Consider the following 22,475-nt stretch of genomic DNA (forward strand, 5'->3'; position numbering starts at 1 on the left):
ACCGTCGAGCACGGACAGGCTTCCCGGATCGGCGAGCATGCCGCGTCAGGCTGCGCTCCAGTACTGGAGGTCCACATACCGGGATGCGTCGTTCAATGGCCGGGGCGTGTCGGCGTAGCGGCTGCGCAGGCGCAAGACCGCCTCCACCCCTTTGGGGTCCAGTCGCACATCCCCATAGAAGCCGTCTTCGGGATTCAGAAGCGCATCGCAGGACAAGCGGCCCAGTTCGGCTGACATCGATGGCACGCCGGCACGCAGCAACGTTTCGGCGGCCTCGCGATTGGCCGGAGCGTGCAACCATCCGACCGCGTCGCGGTACGCGCGGACAAAGCCCACCAGCGCCTCGCCGTTGCTCGCCGCCCATGCACGCCGGGCCGCACCAACGATTCCCATGTACGGACCGATCAATTCCCGAACCTTGCCTAGACGATGGCAGCCGGCTTGCAAAGCCAGCAGATCGAAAGGCGTCCGCAACATCGTGGCCGCATGCTGGCCTGCAACCAGCGCCGCATAGCGCCGATCCGTAGCGCCGGCACTCTGCCATTCGACATCGTCCGGGGCCAAGCCGTTCATGGCAAGCATCTCGCGCAGAACCATCGAGAAGCCATTGGAAGGGTCATCGACGGACAGCGCCCGACCTGCCAGGTCGGCGAAGCTCCTGATGTCAGGCGCGGACACCAGAGACAGGAAGCCTTCGTCCGACCCCATGAACGCGAAGAAGTCAGGAGCGCCTTCCGACACGGCTGCCGTCTGCCGCTCCTGGTGCGCGACGATATTGTCGAGGGCTGTCAACGCAACGTGATAGGTGCCATCCGCGAGCCCGCGAAATACCTGGCGCGAATCCGCGGTGAAATGCAGTTCCATCGTGACACCATGGCGTTCGAAGTACCCGCACGCTTGCGCCGCCCAAAGAGGCAGGTTGAATCCGCCACCGAAGGAGATCACGGAGATCGTCGCATGGGTCATAGGGGCTTCGCTCCTTCGATTGCGTGGTCGACGAAGCTCGCCAACTCTTGATTGAACCGGGCCTCGTGCTCCAGGAATGGCATGTGCCCGCACCTCTCGTAGAGAGATAGCCGCGCATCGGGGAAGTGCCGCGCAGCGTGCCGGGAAGCGCTCGGGAGAATGATCGAGTCTGCGAGTCCGTGCGTCAGCTGCACGGGACACGAGATCGACCGAAGCATCTCTTCAGTTGTGCGAGCGCGATGCCTCAGCGCCCCCTTCAGGGAAGCCGGCACGATCAGCATGGTCTCCACAGCCAGATCGACGTGCTGGACGGAACGCGGCAGGAAGGTCATGCGCGACACGAACGCGCGTTCGGCATGCTGTGCAGAGAGCCCACCCCTAGGCTGCGATCTTTCGGACGAGAAGAGCGCTGATCCTGCAAACTCAGGATCATTGATCGGCATGGCTGCAACGAAGTTGACGCCAGCCAGCCCTTCGCAGCCGAAGCGCTCGACGTAGTCCAGCAGAACGCGCCCTCCATAAGACCAGGCAACGACGACGGGGCGCACTAGCTTGCTTTCCTGCATCACTGTGTGCAACTCTTCGGCCCAGAGCGCGGGATTCTCGTAGTTCGACGCATCGGCGGGCTTGTCCGATTCGCCATGGCCTCGCAAGTCGTAGGCAACCATCCGAAACCGCTGCAGAGCCGGGCTGGAGACTTGCGCGAGCCATGCGGCACACGATGCGCCGATCCCGTGAACGAAGAGGATCTCCGGACCGGCGGGAGTGCCCCATTCGGTCACGTGGACCATCAGTCCGTCCGGCGATCGAAGCTGCATCTGTACGGTGGGCTCAGGCACGAACTGCTCCAACGCGGACTTCGTCAGCTCTTTGCGGCCACCTTAGTTGCGCGCCGGCATCCGTTGCGCTTTCACGCGCGATTCTTCGTGCACGCCGCGTGGCTTCCTGCACTACGCCCGCACCGTCAGGCACGGAGAGCGGAATTCCTTGCCGCAGCACCATGCGTCCGTTGACGAACACGGTGTCCGCATCGCTGCCGCGCGAAGCCATCACCAACGACTGCACCGCTGAACCGGCAAGCGCCTGGATGGGACGGGTTGCCTTGAACAGCGCAATATCCGCGCGCTTGCCCGGCTCGAGCGAGCCGATGATGTCGTCCAGCCCCAGTGCCCGCGCCGCATTGATCGTGGCCATCTCCAGCGCATACGCCGGCGACAGCGCGGAACCGTCCCGATAACGGATGCTCTGCATGTAGACGGCCGCCTTCATCTGCTCCACCATGTCGACGCTGTAGTCGACTGCCGGCCCGTCACTGCCCAAGGCGCAATTCACCCCGGCTTCGACCATGTTGCGCCACGGCCCGATGCCGCCGCCGCGGATGGACTCGGAGGTGGGCGTGTAGACCACGTGGGCTCCGCGCCTTGCGACGGTCGCGATGTCGATGTCGCTGAAGTGGATTCCGTGCTTGAGGATCCACCGTTCGTCCAGCACGCCGAGTCGCTCGAGATACTCGACGTCGCTGCGGCCCGTCTGACGCCGGTACTTCGTGAACCCCATGTTCATCGACAACGAACCGCCGGACATGTGGACCGCGATGCGAAGATCTTTCTCCCGCGCCAGCTCATAGCCCGTACGGACAAGCTCGTCGGAGCTCTTTCCCAGTTCGGTGTGGTGCGCGTTGCATTCCACCACCAGCGCCATCTGCACAATTCCGTCGCGCGCGCCGTGGAACTCCTCGATGGCGCCAACCATCCGCTCCTTCGCCTGAGCGGCGGTGAGCGGATAAGCCGGAAGTTTTTCGGTGCGGCACTGGAAAGGCGCTGCCAGGACATGGCGGATTCCCGCACTGGAATAGAGATCGACGACCTGGCGTTCGGACTCCTCGAACTCGAATGTCGGATGGTGATTCAGCAGGCACGTCGTGCCCGTGCGCAGCATCTCCATGGCCGACAGAAGGGTTGACCAATCGAGGTCTTCCCTCGTGAGACGCGCACGTGCAGGCACGATCAGCTTGAACACCCAGGGCTCCAGGCGAATGCCATCCGCCAGACCCTTAAGAAGGTTCATCCACGGATGCTGATGCATGTTGATCAGCCCCGGCACCACGATCATCCCGCGCGCATCCACGACGCTGTCGTAGGGCCCTGCCGGTTCACTTCCGGCAGGGCCGATGGCCTCTATGTCGTGGCCGTTGATCACCACGTAGCCGGTGGAAATCACCTCGCGGCTTTCGTTGACCGGAATGACGGTGCCGCTACTGATCAAGGTTCGCATCAAAGTACTCCGTGCGCGCGTTGCGCGAGTTGGGACTGGAAGGCCTGCGCACACACGCGCGCGCCATCGCGTTGGAGATCACTGGCCGGCGAACTTGCCGGGAGGTCGTCGCCAACGACCGTTCGCCCCGCCACGAGAACGAGGCGCGCGTCATGACCTCGTCCGCAGCAGAAGAAGTTCGACAGCGGCTTATGGACAACCTGCATGTGTACGTCCCTCATGTCGAAGACGGCCACGTCGGCTTGCTTGCCAGGCTCCAGCGAACCAATCGCGTGAGCGAGGCCGATGGCTCTGGCCGCATCGATGGTCGCCATCTCCAGAGCCCGCTCGATCGACATTGCACCGGGGTCGAGCGCGACGGTGTTCTGGATCATGGCGCACGCCTTGATCTGCTCGACCATGTCGACCGAGCCGGTCAGTGCGGGCCCGTCCGTGCCGAGCGCGCAATTGACGCCCATCGAGAGCAGCCGCGAAACCGGCGTCACAGCGCCGCGCATGGCTTCCCTGGTGGGGGAATACACGACATGCGCGCCTGCCTCCGCGAGAAGCGAGCAATCGAGATCGTTCAGGGCGCCGCCGTCGCACAGCAGCACCCTCTCGTCGAGCGCGCCCAGTTCCATCAGGTGCACGACTTCCGAACGACCCGTCTTGCGGATGGCCTCGTCGAGGTCGCCGGCGTGTCGTGCCACACCGGCGGCACCACGCACGATCAGGCTGATCCGCCTTTCCCGTGCGTCGATGTAGCCAGCCAGCACGTGTTGCTCGGTTGCAATGCGGGTCGCGATCGAAACAGCGTCTGCCGTCACGGAGCCGGCGAGCCAGGTCAAGCCTCCGCGGGTGCCATGCCACTTCTCGAAGTTGCGCTCGATGTCACAAAGGTCGGTGCTCCCGAGTGGAGCGCCGACCGTGTCCAGCGCAAGGACCTGGCGCAGGCCGAGTTCCAGACCTGGCTCGAGCTCGGCGTCGACGATGTCTGCCTGCCCTTCGCCGGCGCATTCGTGCACGACGCAAGTCGTGCCGGTTGCGACCAGCTCGGCAGCCGCCAGGGTGGCCGCCGCACGGACGTCGCCGGGCTTCAGCTGGCGGCGGCCCATTTCAAGCCACGTCGCCTGTTCCTCCCAGGCGGAGAAGCGCTCCGGCACACCGCGCGGCACGAGGTGCTGCCAGTTCCTGTGCTGCAGATTGATAAGGCCTGGCAGCACGAGCATGCCCGTGGCATCGAACACGCTGGTGGCACCGGCCGGACAGTCAGCCATCGCACCGACGCGGCCAATCGTCCCGCCCGGCGCGACCTCGACGAACCCACGCTCGAAGACGGACCTCTGCGAGTCCATCGTGACCACGTAGCCATTCTTGATGAGGAGAGTCATGATCGGCCACTCTTTCAATTGATCCGGATCACGTCGCTGGGCGACTTGTGGAGCGAGGCGAATCCGTTCTCGGTGACCAAGCCGGTCTCCCCCATCTGCATGCCCACCCGCTCGTCCGCAGTCGTCGGATTGGGCTGCAGGACGATCGTCATGCCGCTTTCGAGGACGAAGGGCGGCGGGGGAGCAAAACCCTTGGTTCGGAGGTTGGGCAGAAGAATGTCCACTCCAAAGCCGTGCAGCACGCTGTCCACCGACGTGAGGCCGGAGTCCTCGATAAATCCAGAGATCTCGTGGAGCTGCTGTGCCGTCGTGCCGGGCTTCATTGCGTTCGCAAGCAGCGCATGGACCTGGCACAGCACCGAGTACACACGTTCGTACTCCGGAGTCGGGTCTCCCAGAAAGAACGGGCGCAACAACTGGGCACAGTACATGCCATAGCTGACGGTGAGCTCGGTGTTGATGACATCGCCCGCCTGCAGCCGCCTGCGCGAGAGCTCCTGGTTGGGCACGCAACTGGTGGAGTGGCGCATCGAAGTGCTGTTGAGGTAGAGGAAATAGGGCTCGCACCCCTCCCGCCACGCGACCTCCTCGGACAGCACAAGCAGATCTCGCTCCTCGACGCCCGGCCGGGCTTCGCGCGCCATGGCTTCCATGACCGCGTCGCACGCTTGCGCCGCCTTTCGCTGAAAGTCCAGTTCCTCGGTGCTCTTGCGCGTGCGCAGGAATCGATAGGGCGCCGAGAGATCCGTGAAGGTCGCCGAAGGAAATGCCGTCCTGAGCGCATCCACGTCGCGATAGAAAAAGGTCCCGACCAGCCCGATCCTGGACTTGCCCAGGCCGCGCTTTTCAATCTCGGCGGCGACGACGCCCGCCGCATCCTTGCCAGCGCGGCGGATGTCCGGGATCCAGCCGTTCTCTTTCGCGCTCGCGTAGTGGTTGTAGTGGGTAATCCAATGGACCGCCTGCCCCTTCACGGGCAGCAGCACATAGGTCTCGTGGTACGGGGCAAGCTGTGAGAGGTAATGGATGTCGCCTTGGCTGTGGCGGCGGCTTCCACTGTGGCCAAAGATCAGCAAGGCATCCACGCCTGCCTCCTGCGCCATGGATCGCACCAATTGATGGCGCCGGGTCATTTCCTCGTCGGAAAACTTCGGGATTCCTTCAGTACTCATTTCAGATCTCCTTCATGCAACCGGTTGCATAGTACGCCCGAGATCCTCGTTTTGCAATAGGCCGTCGCCAGATCTCGTTAACGCATTGTCTTAGGGAAATTACGAGGTTTGATTACCCTTGACATCAGCAACTTCGCGATGCAACATGATGCAACCGATTGCATTTATAGGAGAGAACGGTGAAGCATCGCCATCACACGCCGGGTCTTCGGCGCATTCAAATCAACCGGGAGAAGACATGACGCCCCCGGCTGCGGCAGTCGGCGCCGAGAGCGCGATTTCGATCAGGGGCGTGTCCAAGCGATACGGAACCCGGCGTGGCGAGGTTCACGCGCTCGACGGCATCAATGTCGACATCAAGCCCGGTTCGTTTGTGGTCATCGTGGGACCGTCGGGTTGCGGGAAGTCCTCTTTGCTGAAGATGCTGGCGGGTCTTCAGCTCGCATCGACCGGCGAGATTCATGTCATGGGGCGCAAGCTGACCGCGCCACGCTCGGACATCGGTGTCGTGTTCCAGTCGCCGGTGCTCTTTCCCTGGCGCACAGTCATGGACAACCTCATGTTGCCCGTCGATGTGCGCAAGCTCGACCGGGGCAGCTTTCACGACCGCGCACTGGAAATGCTCAAGCTGGTCGGCTTGCAGGACTTCGCGGACCGCTACCCTTGGGAACTCTCGGGTGGCATGCAGCAGCGGGTCTCGATCGCGCGAGCCCTCATTGGCGAACCCGCTCTGCTACTGATGGACGAGCCATTCGGTGCTCTCGATGCGTTCACACGGGAGCACATGAACCTCGAGCTGCAACGCATCTGGATGAAGACGGGCAAGACCATCGTCCTGATCACCCATTCCATCTCGGAGGCGGTCTATCTTGCCGACCGCGTGCTCGTCATGTCACCTAGGCCGGGACGTTTTGTCGACGACATCGCCATCGACCTGCCGAGGCTTCGGCAATTGAGCGTCATGAGCACGCCCGAATTCGGGACCTACGTGGATCGCATCCGCGAGCTTTTCAATGTTGCCGGAGGCATCGACGCATGAACACCAAACACAACATGGCGTTGACCGCCGGTCTGCTCGCGCTTTCCCTCTTTCTGTGGGAACTGGGCGTCCGCGTCTTCGAAGTGCCCGGATACATCTTCCCGCCGCCTTCGCTCGTGCTCAAGGCCTTGTGGCGTGGCATCTCGAGCGGCCTGTATCTGGAGCACGGTGCGTACACCCTGGCTGAAACCTTTGTCGGCTTCGTGATCGCCGCGGTTGTCGGCGTCCTCCTCGGCGCCGTTGTCGCGACGAACAAGTACGTGGACTATTTTCTTTACCCGTACATCGTCATGTTTCAGGCCTTGCCGAAGGTCGCCCTCGCGCCTCTGTTCGCCTTGTGGTTCGGCCTGGGTATGCCGTCCAAGATCGTGAGCGCCGCCACCATTGCGTTCTTCCCGCTGATGATCAACACGATCGTCGGGTTGCGGTCGGCGGATGAGGACCGGGTCTTGCTGATGCAGTCGCTGGGCGCAACCAAGACGCAGGTGTTCTGGCATCTTCGGCTGCCCAATGCGCTGCCCTTCGTGCTTGCCGGCATGGACATCGCCATCGTGCTGGCGCTGATCGGCGCCATCGTCGCGGAGTTCGTCGGCGCCCAGGCCGGGCTTGGCACGGTGATCCAGCAGATGAACTTCAACCTCGACGTCTCAGGCCAGTTCTCCGTGCTGATCCTCCTGTCGGTATTCGGCCTGCTGCTCAGCCGCGTCATCGTCTTCATTCGCCGGCGCGTGCTGTTCTGGGACGCTTCGGAGAAGTCGCGAAACTCTCAATGACCATGAAGGAGATTCCTATGCATTCCCCCCTGCGCATGCATCGGGCCGTTCGCCGGATCGCTGCCGTCCTCGCCTCCACGCTGACATTCGCTGCGGCGTCGCACGCCCAGAACACGGAGCCGGCCAAGGTCCGATACGTGTTCGCGTTTCCGGTCATGTCGGTCATCGTGGCCAACCAGACCTCCATTCCCCGGTTCATGGGGTACTTCGAGCAGGAGAACGTCAGCGTTCAGTACAGCCTGACCGCAGCGGGAGGAACGGCCGGTGCCGTTCAGCTCATCGCGTCGCGCAATCAGGACATCGGCTCCGGAACCGTCAGCCCCATCCTGGAACGCGCTGCCCAAGGCAACGACGACCTTGGCATCTCCTTCTTCTACAACCAGCTGCGGGACTTCCATACGTACCTGGGCGTGTCCGCAAGCAGTCCCGTGAAATCGATTCGCGAACTGAAGGGACTGTCCATCGGCGTTCCCAGCCTGTCGAGCGATGGCGTCGTGGTCGCGCGCTACTACGCCAAGGAAGCTGGAATGGACCCCGAGAAGGACCTGAAGTTCGTGGCCGTCGGTGTCGGTGCGCAGGCCCTGCAAGCCCTCAAGACGGGGCAGGTTGCCGCCCTGTCCACCACCGAGGCACTTTTCGCGCAGATGGAGACGATGGGTCAGCAGTTCCGGATGCTACCCGTGCCCCCGGGTTCAAAGAACGCCTTCGGCCCCGGCATCTTTGCCAAGCGCGAATACATCCAGAACAACCGCAAGACGGTGGTGGGCGTCGGACGCGCCATCGCCAAGTCGACGCTGTTCATGCTGACCAACCCCGAGGCGGCTGTGCGCATCCATTGGAAGGTCTATCCGGAACAGATTCCCCAGGGCATTCCGTTCGAGCAGGCCGTCAAGGACGCGGTTCACGTCGTGAAGGCACAGCTCATCGGCCTGAAGATCGACGAGTCGGACAAGAACCAGCAGTTCGGCTACTACCGGCCCGAGTCGTGGTTCGACTTCCTGCGCATCTATGGAATGGACAATCGGATCAAGGATCCGACCAGGTTCTACACAAACGACCTGATCGCCGACATCAACAACTTCGACAAATCACAGGTCATTGAGCAAGCCCGCAATTTCAGGCTTCCGTGACCCCTTGCGGGCCGTCAGCGACGGCCCGCAGGTTCAGCATTTGATGTAATAGACGTATGACAGGTACAAAGGCCAAGCAAAGGAGCGCAGTCACTCTCAGGCAGGTTGCGGCCGCAGCGAACGTTCATCTTTCGACGGCCTCTCGGGCCATGAACCCGAAGACAAGGTCGATGATCGGCGCGGATGTGGTCAAGGAGGTCCTGGCCACCGCGGCGAAGCTTGGTTACCACTACGACACTGCAGCTGGCAGCTTGCGCAGCGGCACGTCCCATATGGTCGGGTTCGTGGTGCCCAACATCGGAAGTCCGGTTTTCGCACCGATGCTTGCAGGGCTCTCCAAGCGGCTCAAGCGCGAATCGTATTCGGTCATCACCGTGGAAGTGGGCAACACCACCGCCGGTGAACTGGAACTTGTTTCCGAGCTCTCGTCCCGCCGCATGGACGGGCTCATCCTCGCGACCGCACATCGGCAGGATCCGCTGGTTACCTATTGCGTCGACAACGGAATCTCGGCGGTGCTCGTCAACCGGGCCGAAGAGCATTCGCGGCTATCGGCTGCGGTCACCAACGATCTCGAGGCCATGCGCTTGGCTGTGGACCACCTCGTGAGTCTGGGTCACAGAAAGATCGGACACATCGCCGGTCCGCAGGATCTGTCCACCGGCTATCTTCGTCTGGCAGGATTTCGGCTCGCGCAGGCTGCGCATGGACTGGACACGGACAAGGCGTTCATTGAAGAAGCTGCCTCCTTCGATCGGCAAGGAGGACATACGGCAGCACTCAGGCTGCTGGATCGCATTCCCGATCTCACGGCCATTGCCGTCGCGTCCGACTTGCTGGCACTTGGCGCGTACGACGCACTGAGACAGCGAGGCTTGCGCTGCCCGGAAGACGTATCGATCGTGGGCCAGAACGACATGCCGTTCATTGACCTGGTATCCCCGCCCATGACCACGGTGCGTGTGGATTTCGAGGAGATGGGCGCAACCGCCGCCGAACTTCTCCTGCAGACGATGAGCCGGCAAGACCAGCCGTTGCGGAACATTGTGCTTTCGCCGTCGCTTGTGGTTCGATCATCCACCCAGCAGGTGACCAACAGTCGCCGTCCGCATTCCGGGCCAGACATCGCCGCGTCGCCCGCGAACGACGTGGGCGGGACATCCGTTCCTCCCCGCAAACCAGTTCGGCGCAACGGGCCATTGAAAAGCGGCAACTACGGCGGCTGAACCGGGATCTCCCGCATCTGCGCCAGAGCCCAAGCTCACGCCTGGAAGAGTCGCTGCGTAGCGAAGGTGATTGCGAGTAGCCGAACGTCGCAATGAAGAGATGCATCTTCAGCGGTTCCTTCCTGAAAAATTTCCCACCCCGGCACGACTGCTGGAGTGGGAGACACGTCAGAACAAGTACCTGAACTGAAGGATGCCGGCATTGGAGCGGTATCCACTCGCGTACTCGCCGTCGTACGCAAAGGTGAGCTCCTTGCCCCCGCCCAATGCCAGTGTGGCACCCAGTTGGACCTTGGCGCGCCGGGACGGAACACTGGACGCGGCCTCGAACGGCGGCACACCGAAGCTGCCCGCCCAGCCCTGCAAATGCGCTTGGCCCGTCGCGCGACCGTCGCTCGCCACGATTGCGCCGACAGCCGCAAACCCACGCAGATCCGCGCCCCCGATCGTCACCTGGTGGCTGCCGAGTTCCAGCATCGGCGAGGCCGCGAAGAAGTTCTGTGCGTTGCTGTCCATCTGAAGATTGAGCGCGCCCGCGCCCGATTCAGCGTAGTTGCCGGTTCGAACGCGCACGGCGTGCAGGTCCAGGTACGGCCGCAGGTAGAACCCGTCTGTTGGGACGCTGTAGGCGATTCGCGCATGCAGGCCGGCATGCCACATGTCGAACTCGCCCCTGGCCTGTGCGTGAATCTGGGCAAAGGCAATCTGACGGGCGTCGTCATAGCGACCGTATCCCAGGTCGGCGGAGCCCGCGATGGTCCACGGTCCGGATGCGTACTTCAGCGCACCGGCGACCGAGAGATTGTTCCCATCAATGCGGTGGTCCACCCCGTTGGCCTGCAGTTGCTCGCTCACATAGGCGATCGCGCCCCCTGCGAACCAGTTCCCGCCAATCCGCCGCTGGAGGCCGGCTTGCAGGCCGGTGTCGGACAGGCGGAAGCCGAGTTCGTCGCTTGTCGCGTTGCGCGTGGTGCGGCTGTCGACGACGCGCGCCCAGTTGCAATCGGCCTCCGGCGCGAGCTCGCCCATGGTCTCGGGGCCAGCGCAGCGCGCAGTGTTCATGCGCTCGGTCAGCGAGATGCTGCCGGCCATACGCGTCAGGCTGGCGCTTTGGAGCAGCTCGCCCGAGAGATTGTCCAACGCGCGCGCGTAGGCCGGCAGCGAAGTCAGGGTGGACAACTGCGCGTACACCGCGCCTTGCGCGGGCGTCACGCCCGCACCGAAGCCCGAGTCCAGATGCAGGGCCAGGGCATTGCGGTTGGCGCCCAGGCCGCCGAGCACCGCCGCCGTGCCGAGTTTGCTGAACGGCGTGACGCTGAGCGTAGCGCCATCGTCCGCCTTGGCCAACGCGCCGGTTGCCGCGCCGGGGGCCGCCGCGCCGCCCAGCGTGGTGCGATAGCCGAACAGCAGATTGCCGCCGCCGTCAAGCACCTTCAGCGCGGGGTCCACCGTCAGGCCCTGCGTCGCGCTGAGCACGGTGAACGTGCTCGGCGAGAGTGTGGTCGGACGCAGCTTCACCGTGCCGGCCAAGCTCGCGCTGCCATCGACCGCGATGGCGTCGTTGCGCCGGCCGATAGTGTCCACGTCGATCACGGTACGTCCGCTGGCGGACTGTTCGAGCCGGGCATGCACGCGAGTCTGGCCGAAGGCGCCTCCGCCCACTTCCAGCGTGCCGGCGTTGCTCAGCAGGCCACCGTTGCCCAGCTCGATGACACTGCCCGCGTTCAATGTGCCGCCCGCTTCGTTTGTCAAGGTGCTGCTGCCCTTGGGCAGGTGGATCGAGCCCGAGATGTTCCCGCCCGTGATGTTGATGGTCGCCGGCTGGTTGCCGGCAATCGCCACGCCAGCGCCGTTCATCGCGCTGATGAGGCCGCTGTTGTTGATCTGGTTGGTGCCAGCCCCGTCCACGAAGATGCCGATCCCCGCCGGGTCCTCCGTGCTCACCAAGCTGTTGCTGTCGAGCGAAATGGTCGTGTCGTTCACACCGTTGCCGCGGCTTTGCACGTAGATGCCGTAGGACTCTGGGCCACCGACCATCAAGGTCGTGTTGGCCAATGAAACGTTGATCGCGCCGGTGCAGGCGCTGCCGGTGCAACCGGCGTACGGGCTCGCCCCGGCAAACGCCACGCCGTTGCCGTCGCTGGTGCCGAGCAGGCCCCCGCCTCCACCGAACGACTGGGCGAAGACGCCATGCGCCCGAGTGCCCTCGGTCGAGATGATCGAACCGGTGAGATTCACCGTCACATTGCCGCCCTGCCCGCCTGTGCTCACCGGCGTCGCCTGAATCGCACTCCCGGGCTTGAATTGCGACACCGCACCGAACAGCCCCCCGCCGCCGCCGATGCTCTGGACCAAGACTCCGGCGGCGCCGTCGCCATTGGTGAAGATGCGGGCGGCCGTGGCATTGATCGCGACACTGCCGCCGCTGCCCTCGTGCGTCCCTGAGCCGAACAGCGTCGACAGGGCCGTCGGCACGTTGGAGGTTCCTGCCGAAAATCCGCCGCCACCTCCGATGCTCTGGGCCAGGACCGCGTGCGCATCCTGTCCGTTGGTGGAGATGCCGGCCGTGATGCCGGGACGGCCCAGGTTCATCGTCACGGCACCGCCGTTGCCGCTTGCGCCGCCGCTGCCGCCCAGGACCAGCGGCAACGTGACCGTGGCGGACAGCTTGCCCGAGGTGCCGTCGGTCGTCACCAACGAGCCACCGCCACCGCCGATGCTTTGTGCCAAAACGCCAATGCTTCCCTGTCCCTGCGTCTTGATTTGAGTTGACGCGCTGCTGCTGAGGCTGCTGCTGATCGTCACCGCGCCGCCGTCGCCGCCCGCGCCTCCGCGGCCGCCCAGGCTCAGTTGCATCGGATTCAGTCCGCTCGTTGCCGCATTGCTGGTCAGCACGCTGGCCGTTCCGCCGCCACCGCCGATGCTCTGCGCAACGATCCCGGACGCGTAGGCACCCTGGGTGGTGATCGTGCCCTCGTTGTCCATCGCCACGGCACCACCGTTGCCACCCGCTCCGCCCTTGCCGCCGACCACGACGGACATGTTGATGAGCGCGCCACCGGTGTTGCCCTGCACACCGGCGTCTCCGCCGCCGCCGCCGATGCTCTGGCCAACCATGCCGTTGGCCAGCACGCCCGAGGTCGTGATGGAAGCGCCGCTGGTGTTCGTGGCACTGACGCTGCCGCCGGCGCCCGCGGCGGCGCCGTTGGCCCCCAGCGTCAGCGAGTTGTTCGCCGTCGAGTTCTGCCCGATGGTGCCCGAGAAGGTGGAGGCGCCGCCCACACCGCCGCCGCCACCGATGCTCTGCACCATCAGGCCATCGGCGCGCGCGCCGGCCGTGAGGACGTTGCCCGAATTGGTGCCGCTGGCCGCGCCGCCATTGCCGCCGGCACCACCTTTGCCGCCGACGGTCAACGACAGCTGCAGCCCGGTGGCAATGCCGTTGCTGTCGTCGTCACCGCCCCCGTTGTCGGCAACGGCGAGCGAGTCCGTCGGATCGTTTCCGCCGCCAACGCCCAGTGCCTTCTGCAACTGCTTGACGTTGTTGATGTCATTCAGGGCGCTGTCGAGGACCTTGAAGACCTTGTCTGCAACCTGGGTCGCGCCGTTCTGGCCGATGCCCAGCCCGTTCGTGATGCTCCCGAGCAGCGCAGTCGCGGTGGCTCCCGGCGTGGCCGCCGTCCCGGCGCTCGATGAGCCCTTGCCTGCAAGCCCACCGCCGCCGCCGATGCTCTGCACAAGGATCCCGTCCGCGTCGGCACCGTTGGTCACCAGCGGGCCGCTGCTGGTCACTGTGGCGCTGCCGCCGTTGCCGCCCGACCCTGCGTTGCCACCAACGGTCACGGCCAGCGAAAGATCCTGGCCGTTGGCGACGGCCGTGCCGCCACCGGACGCGCCGCCACCGCCGCCGATGCTCTGCGCGAGGATGGCGCGCGCACCGTCGCCGCTCGTTCCCAGACCGGCGTTGTTGACCACCGTGACTGTGCCGCCGATGCTGCCACTGCCACCCTGGCCGCCGACGGACAGGCCGATTGACACACCCCGCGAATCCGTGCCCGAAGCCAGCGCTGAGGAATCGCCTGCACCACCGACGCCACCGCCGCCTCCGATACTTTGCGCCACGAGCGCATGGCTCGAGCCACCCATCGTGAGTACCAGTCCGCTGTTGTTCACATTCACCGCGCCGCCGGTACCGCTGGCGCCGCCGTTGCCTCCCGCGCCCACAGCCACCGACACCGTCGCGCCGTTGCCATAGGCGTAAGAGAGTGCGGAGGAGTCCCCGCCGGTGCCGCCGCCGCCCGCGATGTTCTGAGCGACAAGGCCGAGGGCACCCTCTCCCGCCGTGGAGATGAAGCCACTGTTGTTGAGCGCGACCACGCTTTGGCTCTGATTGCCTCCAGCTCCACCCGCACCGCCCACGGCCACATCGATGGCCACCGACGGCAAATTGGACCCCACCCCGAGCGACACGGCCACGTCAGTGGTTGCACCGCCATGACCGCCACCGCCCGAGATGCTCTGGGCCGACAGGCCGAAGGCGTCGTTGCCGTAGGTCGTGACCTGTGCGGCGTTGTTCAGGTTGACATTGGCGCCGCTTCCGCCGCCGCCACCTTGCCCACCCACCGCCACGCCGGCGTTCAGCACGTCGGCGCCTACCGCAAAGGTCGATCCGCCGATGCCTCCACCACCACCAATACTCTGGGCCAGGATGCCGCCCGAGCGCGTGCCGAAGGTGGTCACGAGTCCGGCGTTGTTCACACTCACCTGTCCGCCGGCGCCACCGCCCTTGCCGTCGCCGCCGATCACCAGGTGAACCAGTTCGGTGCCGATCGAGACCGCATTGCCGCCATGACCGCCTGCACCGCCAACGCTTTGCGCGACGATGCCGGCAGCCTGTGCGCCGCGCGTAATCACCGTGTCGCTCATCGCGGCGGTGCTGGCGTCACCGACCACTTGCCCGACGCGCACTGCCTGGCCATCGCCACCACCGCCGCCGTTGCCGCCAACGGCCACCGCCACGCCAACCCCAACGCTGAGCGCATTGCCTCCGCTGCCGCCGCCACCGCCGATGCTCTGCGCCAGCACGCCCGCCGAGCCACTCCCGATTGTCTGGACGGTGCCCTCGTTCCCGCCCACCGTGACTGTGCCACCCGCGCCACCGTTGTGTGCGGCGCCGCCCTGCGAGAAGAACAGGCTTGCTGCTTCGCCGCCGCCACCGCCCGCGCCCCCCACGCTTTGCACCAGCACACCATGGGCTGCCGTACCAGTCGTCGAAACTGTCCCGTCGATCAGCGCGGTCGCCGAGCCTCCGGCGCCGCCAAAGCCTGCGCCACCACCCTGGGCGCCGAGCGGCGCCGAAGCATCGCCGCCAGCCCCGCCGGCACCGCCATTGGATCGGACCAGCACGCCTGGGATCGCGTTGGCCGTCTGCGCGGGGTTGTCGATGCCGAAGCTCGCGGCGGTGCCGCCACTGATGACATGCGCGTTGGCAATGCCGCCCGAGCCGCCGTTGCCGCCACTCCCGGCCTGTGCGCCCGAAGTGCCGTATGCCGCGGCGCCTGCACCGCCATTGCCGCCAGCCGCGATTGCCGAGACGGGTGTGACGGCAGAGTTCAATGCCCCCATGACGCTCGCGGGGCCGAGGTTGACATTGGCCGCGCCGCCATCGCCGCCCGCGCCACCGCTACCGCCCGAGGTCCCAGCGGCCTGGCTGGCACCGCCCGCACCGCCCTGGCCACCATTGGCGTAGACCGCCGCGCCTTGCAGCCCCGCGGTCACCCGCGCGTTGCCTTCGATCGTTGCGGTCGCCGTGCCCGCATGGCCGCCGATGCCCCCGCTGCCGCCATTGCCGCCCGAGCTCAGGCCGCTGCCGTTGCCGTAGCCACCGCTGCCTGCGTCTCCTCCATTGCTCGTCGCCTGCACGCCTACCGCCGCTCCGTTGACCTGGGCACCCCCATTCAGCACCACGTTGAGCGTCCCGCCATTGCCGCCGTTGCCGCCGTTGCCGCCGATCGCCTGGGGTGCCTCCTGGGCGTGGCCGCCTGCACCGCCGATGCCACCGTTCGAACCGGCGTCGATGCCGTTCTGGCCGGCACCCGTCGCGCTGACCTGCGCCGCGATGGTCACGTTCACGGTGCTCGCTCCGCCGCCTTGACCGCCGTTGCGTCCATCGGCTTGCTGGGAACCTGCGTTGTCGTTGGGCCCCTGCCCCCCTTGTCCGCCCTGCGAACGAACGTACACGCCGGTCGCGGATGTGTTCACCGTGCCGCCCACATCGAGAGTGACGGATCCGCCCGAACCGCCGCCGCCCGCATAGGGCGCGAAGAAGTCGGTGCCCCCGTCTTGACCGGCGCCTCCGGTGCCCCCGAGCGACAGCGCCACGATGCCGCTGGTCGCGGCGTCCGTACTACTCACGGTCGCACTGGTGCTCACCTGCACCATTGCGCCAGCACCGCCGGTCCCGGCAGTGCCGGACTGGCCGGTCAGCGTGTCATGGCCGCCGCCTTGTCCGCCGGTGCCGCCCTGGCTCATGTAGCGCTGCACGCCGCCGTCATAGCTGCCTTGCGTGGTGACGTTCCCACCGACGTTCACGGTGATCGCGCCACCTGCTGCGCCACCGCCGCCGTCCTTTCCATGCCCGGCGACTCCCGAGTTCACGTCTCCGCCGTTCCCGCCGATCAACCGGAAGTCGATCGCCCCATAGCTACCGTCAGAGGCGATGTAAGTCGTCGTGTCGGTGAACGTGCGGTCGATCGATGCTGGCGATGGGTTTCCGCCGCCCTGGCCGCTGCCATTGCTGTTCTGCCCGCCCGTACCACCGGTCGAATTGATCACGCAGTTCTGGCCGTTGGTGGCGCTGCAGCCCGTCCCGTCATCGGCCATGGCATGACCGCTTGCCGCGAGCACCGGCAGTGCAACAGCCAGCGCCGCAAAGACTCGCTCGGAGGTCGGGATGAGCCGTGAACGCCCCGGCCGAGCGACGCCGGAAAGATGGCTCTGGAGGATGGTCTCATTCATCCGCCCGATGCTAGGAAGCGCAGCCGTCGCAAGCCATACACGTACTGTCCCAAGACATGCGCTGTGGATTCAGCAAAGGATCATCGATACTCCGCAACCAGCCGGCATCGCCGCCGCGCCCCAGGAGCAAGCGCCATCATCGAACTGCGACACCTCAGGTATTTCGTCGCCGTCGCCGAGAGCGGCGGGGTGCATGCCGCCTCGCAGCGCTTGCATGTGGCGCAGCCTGCCGTGTCGAGGCAGATCCGGGCGCTCGAAGAAGAAATCGGTGCGCCACTGTTCGAACGTTTGCCGCGCGGCCTGACGCTCACGCCAATCGGCGAGGTCTTTCTCGGCGAAGTGCACCGCACGCTGGCGGCCCTGTCGCATGCGACCAAGACGGCGCGCGACATGGCCCAAGGCAGTACAGGCAAACTCAGCATCGGCATGGTCGAGGCCGTGAGCTGGAGCGGGTTCGTTCCCGCCATCATCTCGGCCTTCCGCGAAGCCGCGCCCCACGTCGTCGTGGAACTGCGTCCCGGCCCCACCGCAGCGCAACTCAAGGCCCTGGATGCCGATGAGATCGACGCGGCCTTCCTGTACGTTTTCGACGCCGTGCCGACGACGCTGCGAGCCATCCCCTTGGAAACGCATGACATCGTACTGGCCGCTCCCCGCGACTGGACCCTGCCCGAGGAGGGCCAGCCGGTACGGGCCTGCGCGCTGAACGGCCGGCCGTTCGTCTCCTTCCCGCGGCATGTGCAGCCGCTGTTCCACGACCGGCTGGTGGCTGCATGTTCCGGTGCCGGCCTGACGCTCGACATCGTACAGGAGGCAGTGACGGACACGGCCGTGCTGTCGCTCGTTTCCGCAGGCATCGGCGCAGCCATCATCAATGCGTCCAACCTCGGCCGGCCGCCTGCGCTGGTGCAATTCCGGCCATTGGCGGATGTGTCCGTGCCAATGCCCTTCACCTTCGTCCATCGGCCCGACAAGGCCAACGCGGCACTGAATCGATTCGTCAACGTGGTGCACGCGGTGCGCGACGCGAGCGATGCCGCGGCGGTATCGCGACACGACGCCATCAGCATTGGAAAGAAGCGGCCGGCTCGAACATAGTCGTGCCATGAACGATTTCCAGCAGACTCAAAAGGCCGTCAGCGTCAACCACATCGCCATCTCGGTGTCGAACCTGCAACGGTCCGCCGAGTGGTATTGCCGCCTGTTCGGCCTCTCGGTGATCCAGCAGTCCGCGTCGAGCGTGCTCCTGGGCTTCGGAACCGGCATGCTGGTGCTGCGCGAGGACCCGAACCCCGGCACCATCTCGCACTTCATGCTCGGCGTGGAGCACTACGACGAGCAGGCGTTGAAGACGCACCTGCTGGCGCAGGGGCTCGATCCGCAGAAGGACCTGGAAAGCTTCCACGTGCGCGACCCCGACGGCCTGAATGTGCAGGTGGGCGACTCACTGCTGGGCCTGGCCGCGGGGATCGCGGAAAACGGCTTCAAGATGAAGTAGGCCGACGGGCGGCCGTCGGCGCACTTGCGGCCCGCCAGAGCCGCTGCACCGTCAGGAAGCGCCCTTGGCCGAGGGCTCCCTGCGCATCGCCTTCAATGCGTCTCCGAGCTTCTGCGCGAGCGGCGACGCGGCCAACGCATCGGTGACGATCTCGACATAGACCCCGCCGGGCGCATGCTGCGCCATCGCCAGCGCATCATCGAGTTCGCCGCAGGTGCTCACGCGCACGCTCTGCCAGTCATTGCAGCCGAACGCATGGGGCAGTTCGGTGTAGCGCCAGGGCGCGACATCGTTGTAGGCAATGTCGGGCTCGTCGCACAGCAGCCGTTCGATCAGGTAGCCATCGTTGTTCAGCACGAACACGACGGGCTTGAGCCCCAACCGACCGAACTGGCTGATCTCCTGCGCGGTCAACTGGTGCGAGCCTTCGCCAGTGAACAGCACCACGCGGCGATCCGGCGCCGCGATCTGCGCACCGAACGCAGCGGGTGTGGCCCAGCCGATCGAACCCCAGAGCGTCTGGTTGAAGAACTGCGCACCGCGCGGAAGCCTCGCGAATCCCAAGCCCATGGACACCGTGCCGGTCTCCGCGATCACGAGGTCGTCTTCGCGGATGAACCTGGCGAGGCGCGGATAGAGCGCCTGCACGTCGATGGCATCGGCGCCCTGGCCCAAGCTCTGCTCGGGCTCCCGATGCGCGATGCGTGGCCAATGGCGTCGCGGCAGGCGTTCGGCGAGTGCCGCGACCAGTTCTCCAAGCTCCACGTTGTCGAAAGTCCGGCCGTCGATCGTTGTGCGATGGTGGCCGATGGTGATCACGCGCGAAGGTTCCAGCCGCGCTGTGAATCCGCCGGTGTTGAAGTCGGTCATGGGCGCACCGATGACCAGCACCCGCTCCACACCTTCGACGAAAGCGCGCACCTCCGGGTTCATCAAGGCACCGTCGTACAGGCCGAGATAAGCGCTGTGGGATTCGTCGAGCACCGACTTGCCCATGAACATGGTCGCCCATGGCAGGCCTACGTTGTCCACCAACGCCTGTACGTGTTCGACGGCGCCGCTTCGGCCGACCAGGAAGCCCGGCAGCACGCAGGCGGAGTGCGCCTCCTGCAGCGCCGCGGCGATCGCCTCGGTCGCGCCTTGAAGCGCGGCCGGGTTGCTGCGGGGCGACTCGAAAGGCGCAAGCTCGCCCTGCACCGGCAGATTCGCCAGGTCGGCCGGAAATGCCATGTAGACCGGCCGACGGTGGTAGAGCGCCTCGGCGATCAGACGCTCCGTCTCGTACACGACATTCTGCGGCGTCATCACGGCACTGGCGCAGACGACCGGCTCGCTCATTCGGCGATACAGCTCGTAGTCCCCGTTGCCCAGCGTGTGATGCATGAGGGCGCGCGCGCCTTGCGTGGCCATGCAGGGCGTGCCGACCAGATGGAACACCGGCAGGTGCTCCGCGTAGGCGCCCGCCACGCCATTGAGTGCGCTGAGTTCGCCGACGCCATAGGTGGTGCACAAGGCGGCCACGCCTCGCACGCGAGCATAGCCGTCCGCGGCGTAGGCAGCATTCAGCTCGTTACAGCAACCAATCCAGCGCATGCCCGTGCTGTGGCAGATGGCGTCGCAGACGCTAAAGGAATAGTCACCGGGCACGCCGAAGACGTCGGTGACGCCGATTTGGGCCAGACGGTCGAGCACATGCTCGATCACGGTACGTGTCATGGAAAACCTCGAAAGTGATGCGGCGCGAGGCCGAGGCTTCGATGGTCTGTCCGGATGCGGCTTGCGTACATGTCCGTGCGTCCCAAATCTTGATCCATCGACTCAGGCGTCTCTCGTCGCTGCAATGCGCGATGCCGCGGCGGCATCGCGCAGACATTCCATCAGCATTGGATGTGAACGCGCCTTGCAGCCATAGTTCGCCCACCACAGGTCCAACAGTTCAAAGCCATGAGCTTCGATGACTTCGGGACATCCTCGTCCCTGCACGAAACGCCGGTCGTTGACGACGACCGCTTAAGCGGCACTTGCGAAATGCCTGCGCCAGCGTCCTCGCTTCCCAACATCTCCTTCGACGTCGCGCGATGGCGCGCCGGTGAGCGCCTTGCGCGTTGGCGCTCGATGGTAAGCACCTGCGATGTCGAGACGCCGCTGCGTCCGATCGGTGCGGAGTTCACCAGCCATGGCAGGGCCTGGCACCTGGGCAAACTGGTCGCACTGCAATTGAGCATGGGATCGCAGGTCCATCGCCGCACGCGGCGCCACGTGCTCAACGATCAGATCGATCACTACCGCATCGCCCTGCTGGTGGACGGCCGCCAGCACTGCGACCTCGACGACGGCAGGCGTATGACGATGGCGCCCGGCGACCTCCTGATCACCGACATGGCGCGCCCGGAATGCCTGCACGTCGACAGCGACAAAGCCGAGAACATCGTGCTGTACATTCCGCGCGAGATGCTGGACGAGAGCCTGATGCATCCGATGCCGCTGCACGGCACTGTACCCCGGGGAGTGGCCGCTGATGTGCTGGCCGACCACCTGCACACCATGATCCGCCACCTGCCGCGCACCGCGCCCGACGAGGCGGCCGCGATGACGGCGGCGACCATCGCACTGGTCGCGGCGAGTATCGCGACCTCGCGCCGGATCAACGAGGCATCGCACCCAGCCGTCGAGAGCACCCTGCTGCGCCAGGCCTGCCGCCATATCGAACTCCACTTGAACGAAGAGACGCTTTCCGTGGCCTCGGTCGCGAAATTCTTTCAACTCTCGCGCAGCAGCCTCTATCGCCTGTTTGCGCCGTTGGGCGGGGTAAGCTCCTACATAAAGGAGCGGCGACTCTTGCGCGTGCACGCCGCCCTTGCTCGCTCGACCGGACCACTGCGGGTCCAACGCGTTGCAGAGGCTCACGGATTTCAGGCCTTTGCGCACTTCAGTCGCGGCTTTCGTGAGATGTTTGGTTATCCCCCCTCGGAGGTTAGACGTCATAGCGTCCTAACGAGCGTGGTGGGAGCGTCGCCCGCACGGTCGCTTCGATCGGTAGACGCATGGCTTCGCTCTTTGCGCGACTAGTTTGAAGGCCCAGTAGATGGTATGGGCGCCTCCGCCTGGCAAGGTTCGCCCCTTCTGTTCTCGGCCAATAAAAGCGTAAACGGCGGGTAAGGGCCATCATTTCTAACCGCAACGTCGGGGGGAACCCACGAAGTCGTAAACGTGGATTTTCGACTCCATGCGCTTGTCGCTCAACCATCTGTCTCTCGTCAGCTTCCGACGATCAGGGCCGCAGTCTCGCGGCCCGACGTTCATTTTTCCGCATCGGCCCCTCCTGATCCCGCCCAAGATGGCCGGCAGCAGCTTGCCATCCAGAGCCCAATAGGCGCACGAATGATTGGCGAGTTCGAGGTTCCTGTTCTCAAGACGAGGTCGCGGTGGATCAGCCTTGCCAGCGAGGGGCCGGAGCCTCAAGCACCCAGGGCCAGGGCTGGCACGGCAGCCCGCCGGCGACGCAGAGGTGGCACGCGCACGGTCAGGTGGCCAGTCTCGTGGTTCCGCAGGCCGTCATGGCCAGTGCGGCGAGCCGGCAGCCAAATTCCGTCCTCGTCCGTCACGAGTCGATCGCCGACTTGACCGCGGAGGCGCACGTGTTTCGCTGGGTCTCGGAATCCGGCAGATGAGGATTCTTGTCGACGGATCGCGGCCGCCGACCAAATTACACGCGCTCTCTCGACAGCTAGAACAGGGAACGGACTTTGCGACCGCACTTCTTGAGTTGCTCGACCAGTTACCGGGTCCGCAGAGTTGGAAACAGCCAACGACGCCCCGTCTCGTTCGCCGCAGCCGCGGCCGCTGTGGCCGCCCTCAATGTCTTGACCGATCGGCGAATCCCGTCAACTTCGTTGCGATGATGGGCGCTGTTCTTGCGTGCCAAAGCGGCGTAGAGTCCAGACGGGTCTTCCGGTGCGCCTCTCACGCAGTATCTAGACGATAGCTCGCTCAGCGCCTTCTATACGAAG

General features: G+C 65.3%; 14 protein-coding genes. 7 read left to right on the top strand and 7 right to left on the bottom strand.

The window, feature by feature from the left end; translation table 11 throughout:
* Nucleotides 1-45: 45 nt before the first annotated feature.
* The 5 genes from FHW64_RS29990 to FHW64_RS30010 are packed head-to-tail and all read right to left on the bottom strand — an operon-like array spanning nt 46 to nt 5,782.
* The gene (locus FHW64_RS29990; protein WP_184532211.1) at nt 46-966 is read right to left on the bottom strand and encodes an ABC transporter substrate-binding protein; all 921 of its coding nucleotides are present in this window, start codon (nt 964-966) and stop codon (nt 46-48) included.
* Nucleotides 963-1,805, bottom strand: coding sequence for an alpha/beta fold hydrolase (locus FHW64_RS29995; protein ID WP_184532213.1), 843 nt, complete (start codon nt 1,803-1,805; stop codon nt 963-965). Before FHW64_RS29995 ends, FHW64_RS29990 begins: the two co-directional genes overlap by 4 nt.
* Complete coding sequence (locus FHW64_RS30000; protein WP_184532220.1) at nt 1,798-3,240, bottom strand: amidohydrolase family protein; 1,443 nt, start codon at nt 3,238-3,240, stop codon at nt 1,798-1,800. Before FHW64_RS30000 ends, FHW64_RS29995 begins: the two co-directional genes overlap by 8 nt.
* Nucleotides 3,240-4,610: an amidohydrolase family protein gene (locus tag FHW64_RS30005; RefSeq protein ID WP_184532227.1), complete on the bottom strand. Its 1,371-nt coding sequence runs from the start codon at nt 4,608-4,610 to the stop codon at nt 3,240-3,242. The genes FHW64_RS30000 and FHW64_RS30005 overlap by 1 nt, the downstream gene beginning before the upstream one ends.
* 14 nt (nt 4,611-4,624) lie before the next feature.
* Nucleotides 4,625-5,782: a Xaa-Pro peptidase family protein gene (locus FHW64_RS30010; protein ID WP_311733399.1), complete on the bottom strand. Its 1,158-nt coding sequence runs from the start codon at nt 5,780-5,782 to the stop codon at nt 4,625-4,627.
* 238 nt (nt 5,783-6,020) lie between these two features.
* On the opposite strand from FHW64_RS30010, the gene FHW64_RS30015 reads away from it, so the two are divergent.
* The 4 genes from FHW64_RS30015 to FHW64_RS30030 all read left to right on the top strand — a co-directional run bounded on the left by FHW64_RS30015 (nt 6,021) and on the right by FHW64_RS30030 (nt 9,950).
* Nucleotides 6,021-6,821, top strand: coding sequence for an ABC transporter ATP-binding protein (locus FHW64_RS30015; protein ID WP_184532565.1), 801 nt, complete (start codon nt 6,021-6,023; stop codon nt 6,819-6,821).
* Nucleotides 6,818-7,594 (top strand): ABC transporter permease, encoded by a 777-nt coding sequence (locus FHW64_RS30020; RefSeq protein WP_184532231.1) that lies wholly within the window; start codon nt 6,818-6,820, stop codon nt 7,592-7,594. The genes FHW64_RS30015 and FHW64_RS30020 overlap by 4 nt, the downstream gene beginning before the upstream one ends.
* A gap of 197 nt (nt 7,595-7,791) precedes the next feature.
* Entirely contained in the window at nt 7,792-8,724 is a 933-nt protein-coding gene (locus FHW64_RS30025; RefSeq protein WP_409350662.1) for an ABC transporter substrate-binding protein, read from the top strand.
* A 149-nt stretch (nt 8,725-8,873) separates the two neighbouring features.
* Nucleotides 8,874-9,950 carry a LacI family DNA-binding transcriptional regulator gene (locus tag FHW64_RS30030; RefSeq protein ID WP_311733401.1) on the top strand — a complete coding sequence of 359 codons (1,077 nt, stop codon included), beginning with the start codon at nt 8,874-8,876 and terminating at the stop codon, nt 9,948-9,950.
* Nucleotides 9,951-10,118: 168 nt separating this feature from the next.
* Here the strand turns inward: FHW64_RS30030 and FHW64_RS30035 are convergent, their stop codons facing one another.
* Nucleotides 10,119-16,967, bottom strand: coding sequence for an autotransporter outer membrane beta-barrel domain-containing protein (locus FHW64_RS30035; protein ID WP_184532237.1), 6,849 nt, complete (start codon nt 16,965-16,967; stop codon nt 10,119-10,121).
* A gap of 144 nt (nt 16,968-17,111) precedes the next feature.
* Between FHW64_RS30035 and FHW64_RS30040 the strand changes: the two genes are divergently transcribed.
* Nucleotides 17,112-18,065, top strand: a complete 954-nt coding sequence (locus FHW64_RS30040) for a LysR family transcriptional regulator (RefSeq protein ID WP_260306499.1) — start codon at nt 17,112-17,114, stop codon at nt 18,063-18,065.
* A gap of 7 nt (nt 18,066-18,072) precedes the next feature.
* Nucleotides 18,073-18,465: a VOC family protein gene (locus FHW64_RS30045; protein WP_184532239.1), complete on the top strand. Its 393-nt coding sequence runs from the start codon at nt 18,073-18,075 to the stop codon at nt 18,463-18,465.
* Nucleotides 18,466-18,516: 51 nt separating this feature from the next.
* Here FHW64_RS30045 and FHW64_RS30050 read toward each other — a convergent pair whose 3' ends face one another.
* Complete coding sequence (locus FHW64_RS30050; protein WP_184532241.1) at nt 18,517-20,181, bottom strand: alpha-keto acid decarboxylase family protein; 1,665 nt, start codon at nt 20,179-20,181, stop codon at nt 18,517-18,519.
* Nucleotides 20,182-20,409: 228 nt separating this feature from the next.
* Between FHW64_RS30050 and FHW64_RS30055 the strand changes: the two genes are divergently transcribed.
* A complete protein-coding gene (locus FHW64_RS30055; protein ID WP_184532243.1) occupies nt 20,410-21,534 on the top strand; it encodes a helix-turn-helix domain-containing protein in 1,125 nt (374 codons plus the stop codon).
* Nucleotides 21,535-22,475: the final 941 nt, after the last annotated feature.

It is taken from the genome of Variovorax sp. Sphag1AA (genome assembly GCF_014192575.1).
Taxonomy (GTDB): domain Bacteria; phylum Pseudomonadota; class Gammaproteobacteria; order Burkholderiales; family Burkholderiaceae_C; genus Variovorax.

Coding starts and splice junctions, on each gene's coding strand:
- FHW64_RS30035 (WP_184532237.1), bottom strand. CDS start 16,967: ATGAATGAGACCATCCTCCAGAGCCATCTTTCCGGCGTCGCTCGGCCG.
- FHW64_RS30015 (WP_184532565.1), top strand. CDS start 6,021: ATGACGCCCCCGGCTGCGGCAGTCGGCGCCGAGAGCGCGATTTCGATC.
- FHW64_RS30055 (WP_184532243.1), top strand. CDS start 20,410: ATGAGCTTCGATGACTTCGGGACATCCTCGTCCCTGCACGAAACGCCG.
- FHW64_RS30000 (WP_184532220.1), bottom strand. CDS start 3,240: ATGCGAACCTTGATCAGTAGCGGCACCGTCATTCCGGTCAACGAAAGC.
- FHW64_RS30045 (WP_184532239.1), top strand. CDS start 18,073: ATGAACGATTTCCAGCAGACTCAAAAGGCCGTCAGCGTCAACCACATC.
- FHW64_RS30030 (WP_311733401.1), top strand. CDS start 8,874: ATGAACCCGAAGACAAGGTCGATGATCGGCGCGGATGTGGTCAAGGAG.
- FHW64_RS30050 (WP_184532241.1), bottom strand. CDS start 20,181: ATGACACGTACCGTGATCGAGCATGTGCTCGACCGTCTGGCCCAAATC.
- FHW64_RS30010 (WP_311733399.1), bottom strand. CDS start 5,782: ATGAGTACTGAAGGAATCCCGAAGTTTTCCGACGAGGAAATGACCCGG.
- FHW64_RS30020 (WP_184532231.1), top strand. CDS start 6,818: ATGAACACCAAACACAACATGGCGTTGACCGCCGGTCTGCTCGCGCTT.
- FHW64_RS30005 (WP_184532227.1), bottom strand. CDS start 4,610: ATGACTCTCCTCATCAAGAATGGCTACGTGGTCACGATGGACTCGCAG.
- FHW64_RS30025 (WP_409350662.1), top strand. CDS start 7,792: ATGGGGTACTTCGAGCAGGAGAACGTCAGCGTTCAGTACAGCCTGACC.
- FHW64_RS29990 (WP_184532211.1), bottom strand. CDS start 966: ATGACCCATGCGACGATCTCCGTGATCTCCTTCGGTGGCGGATTCAAC.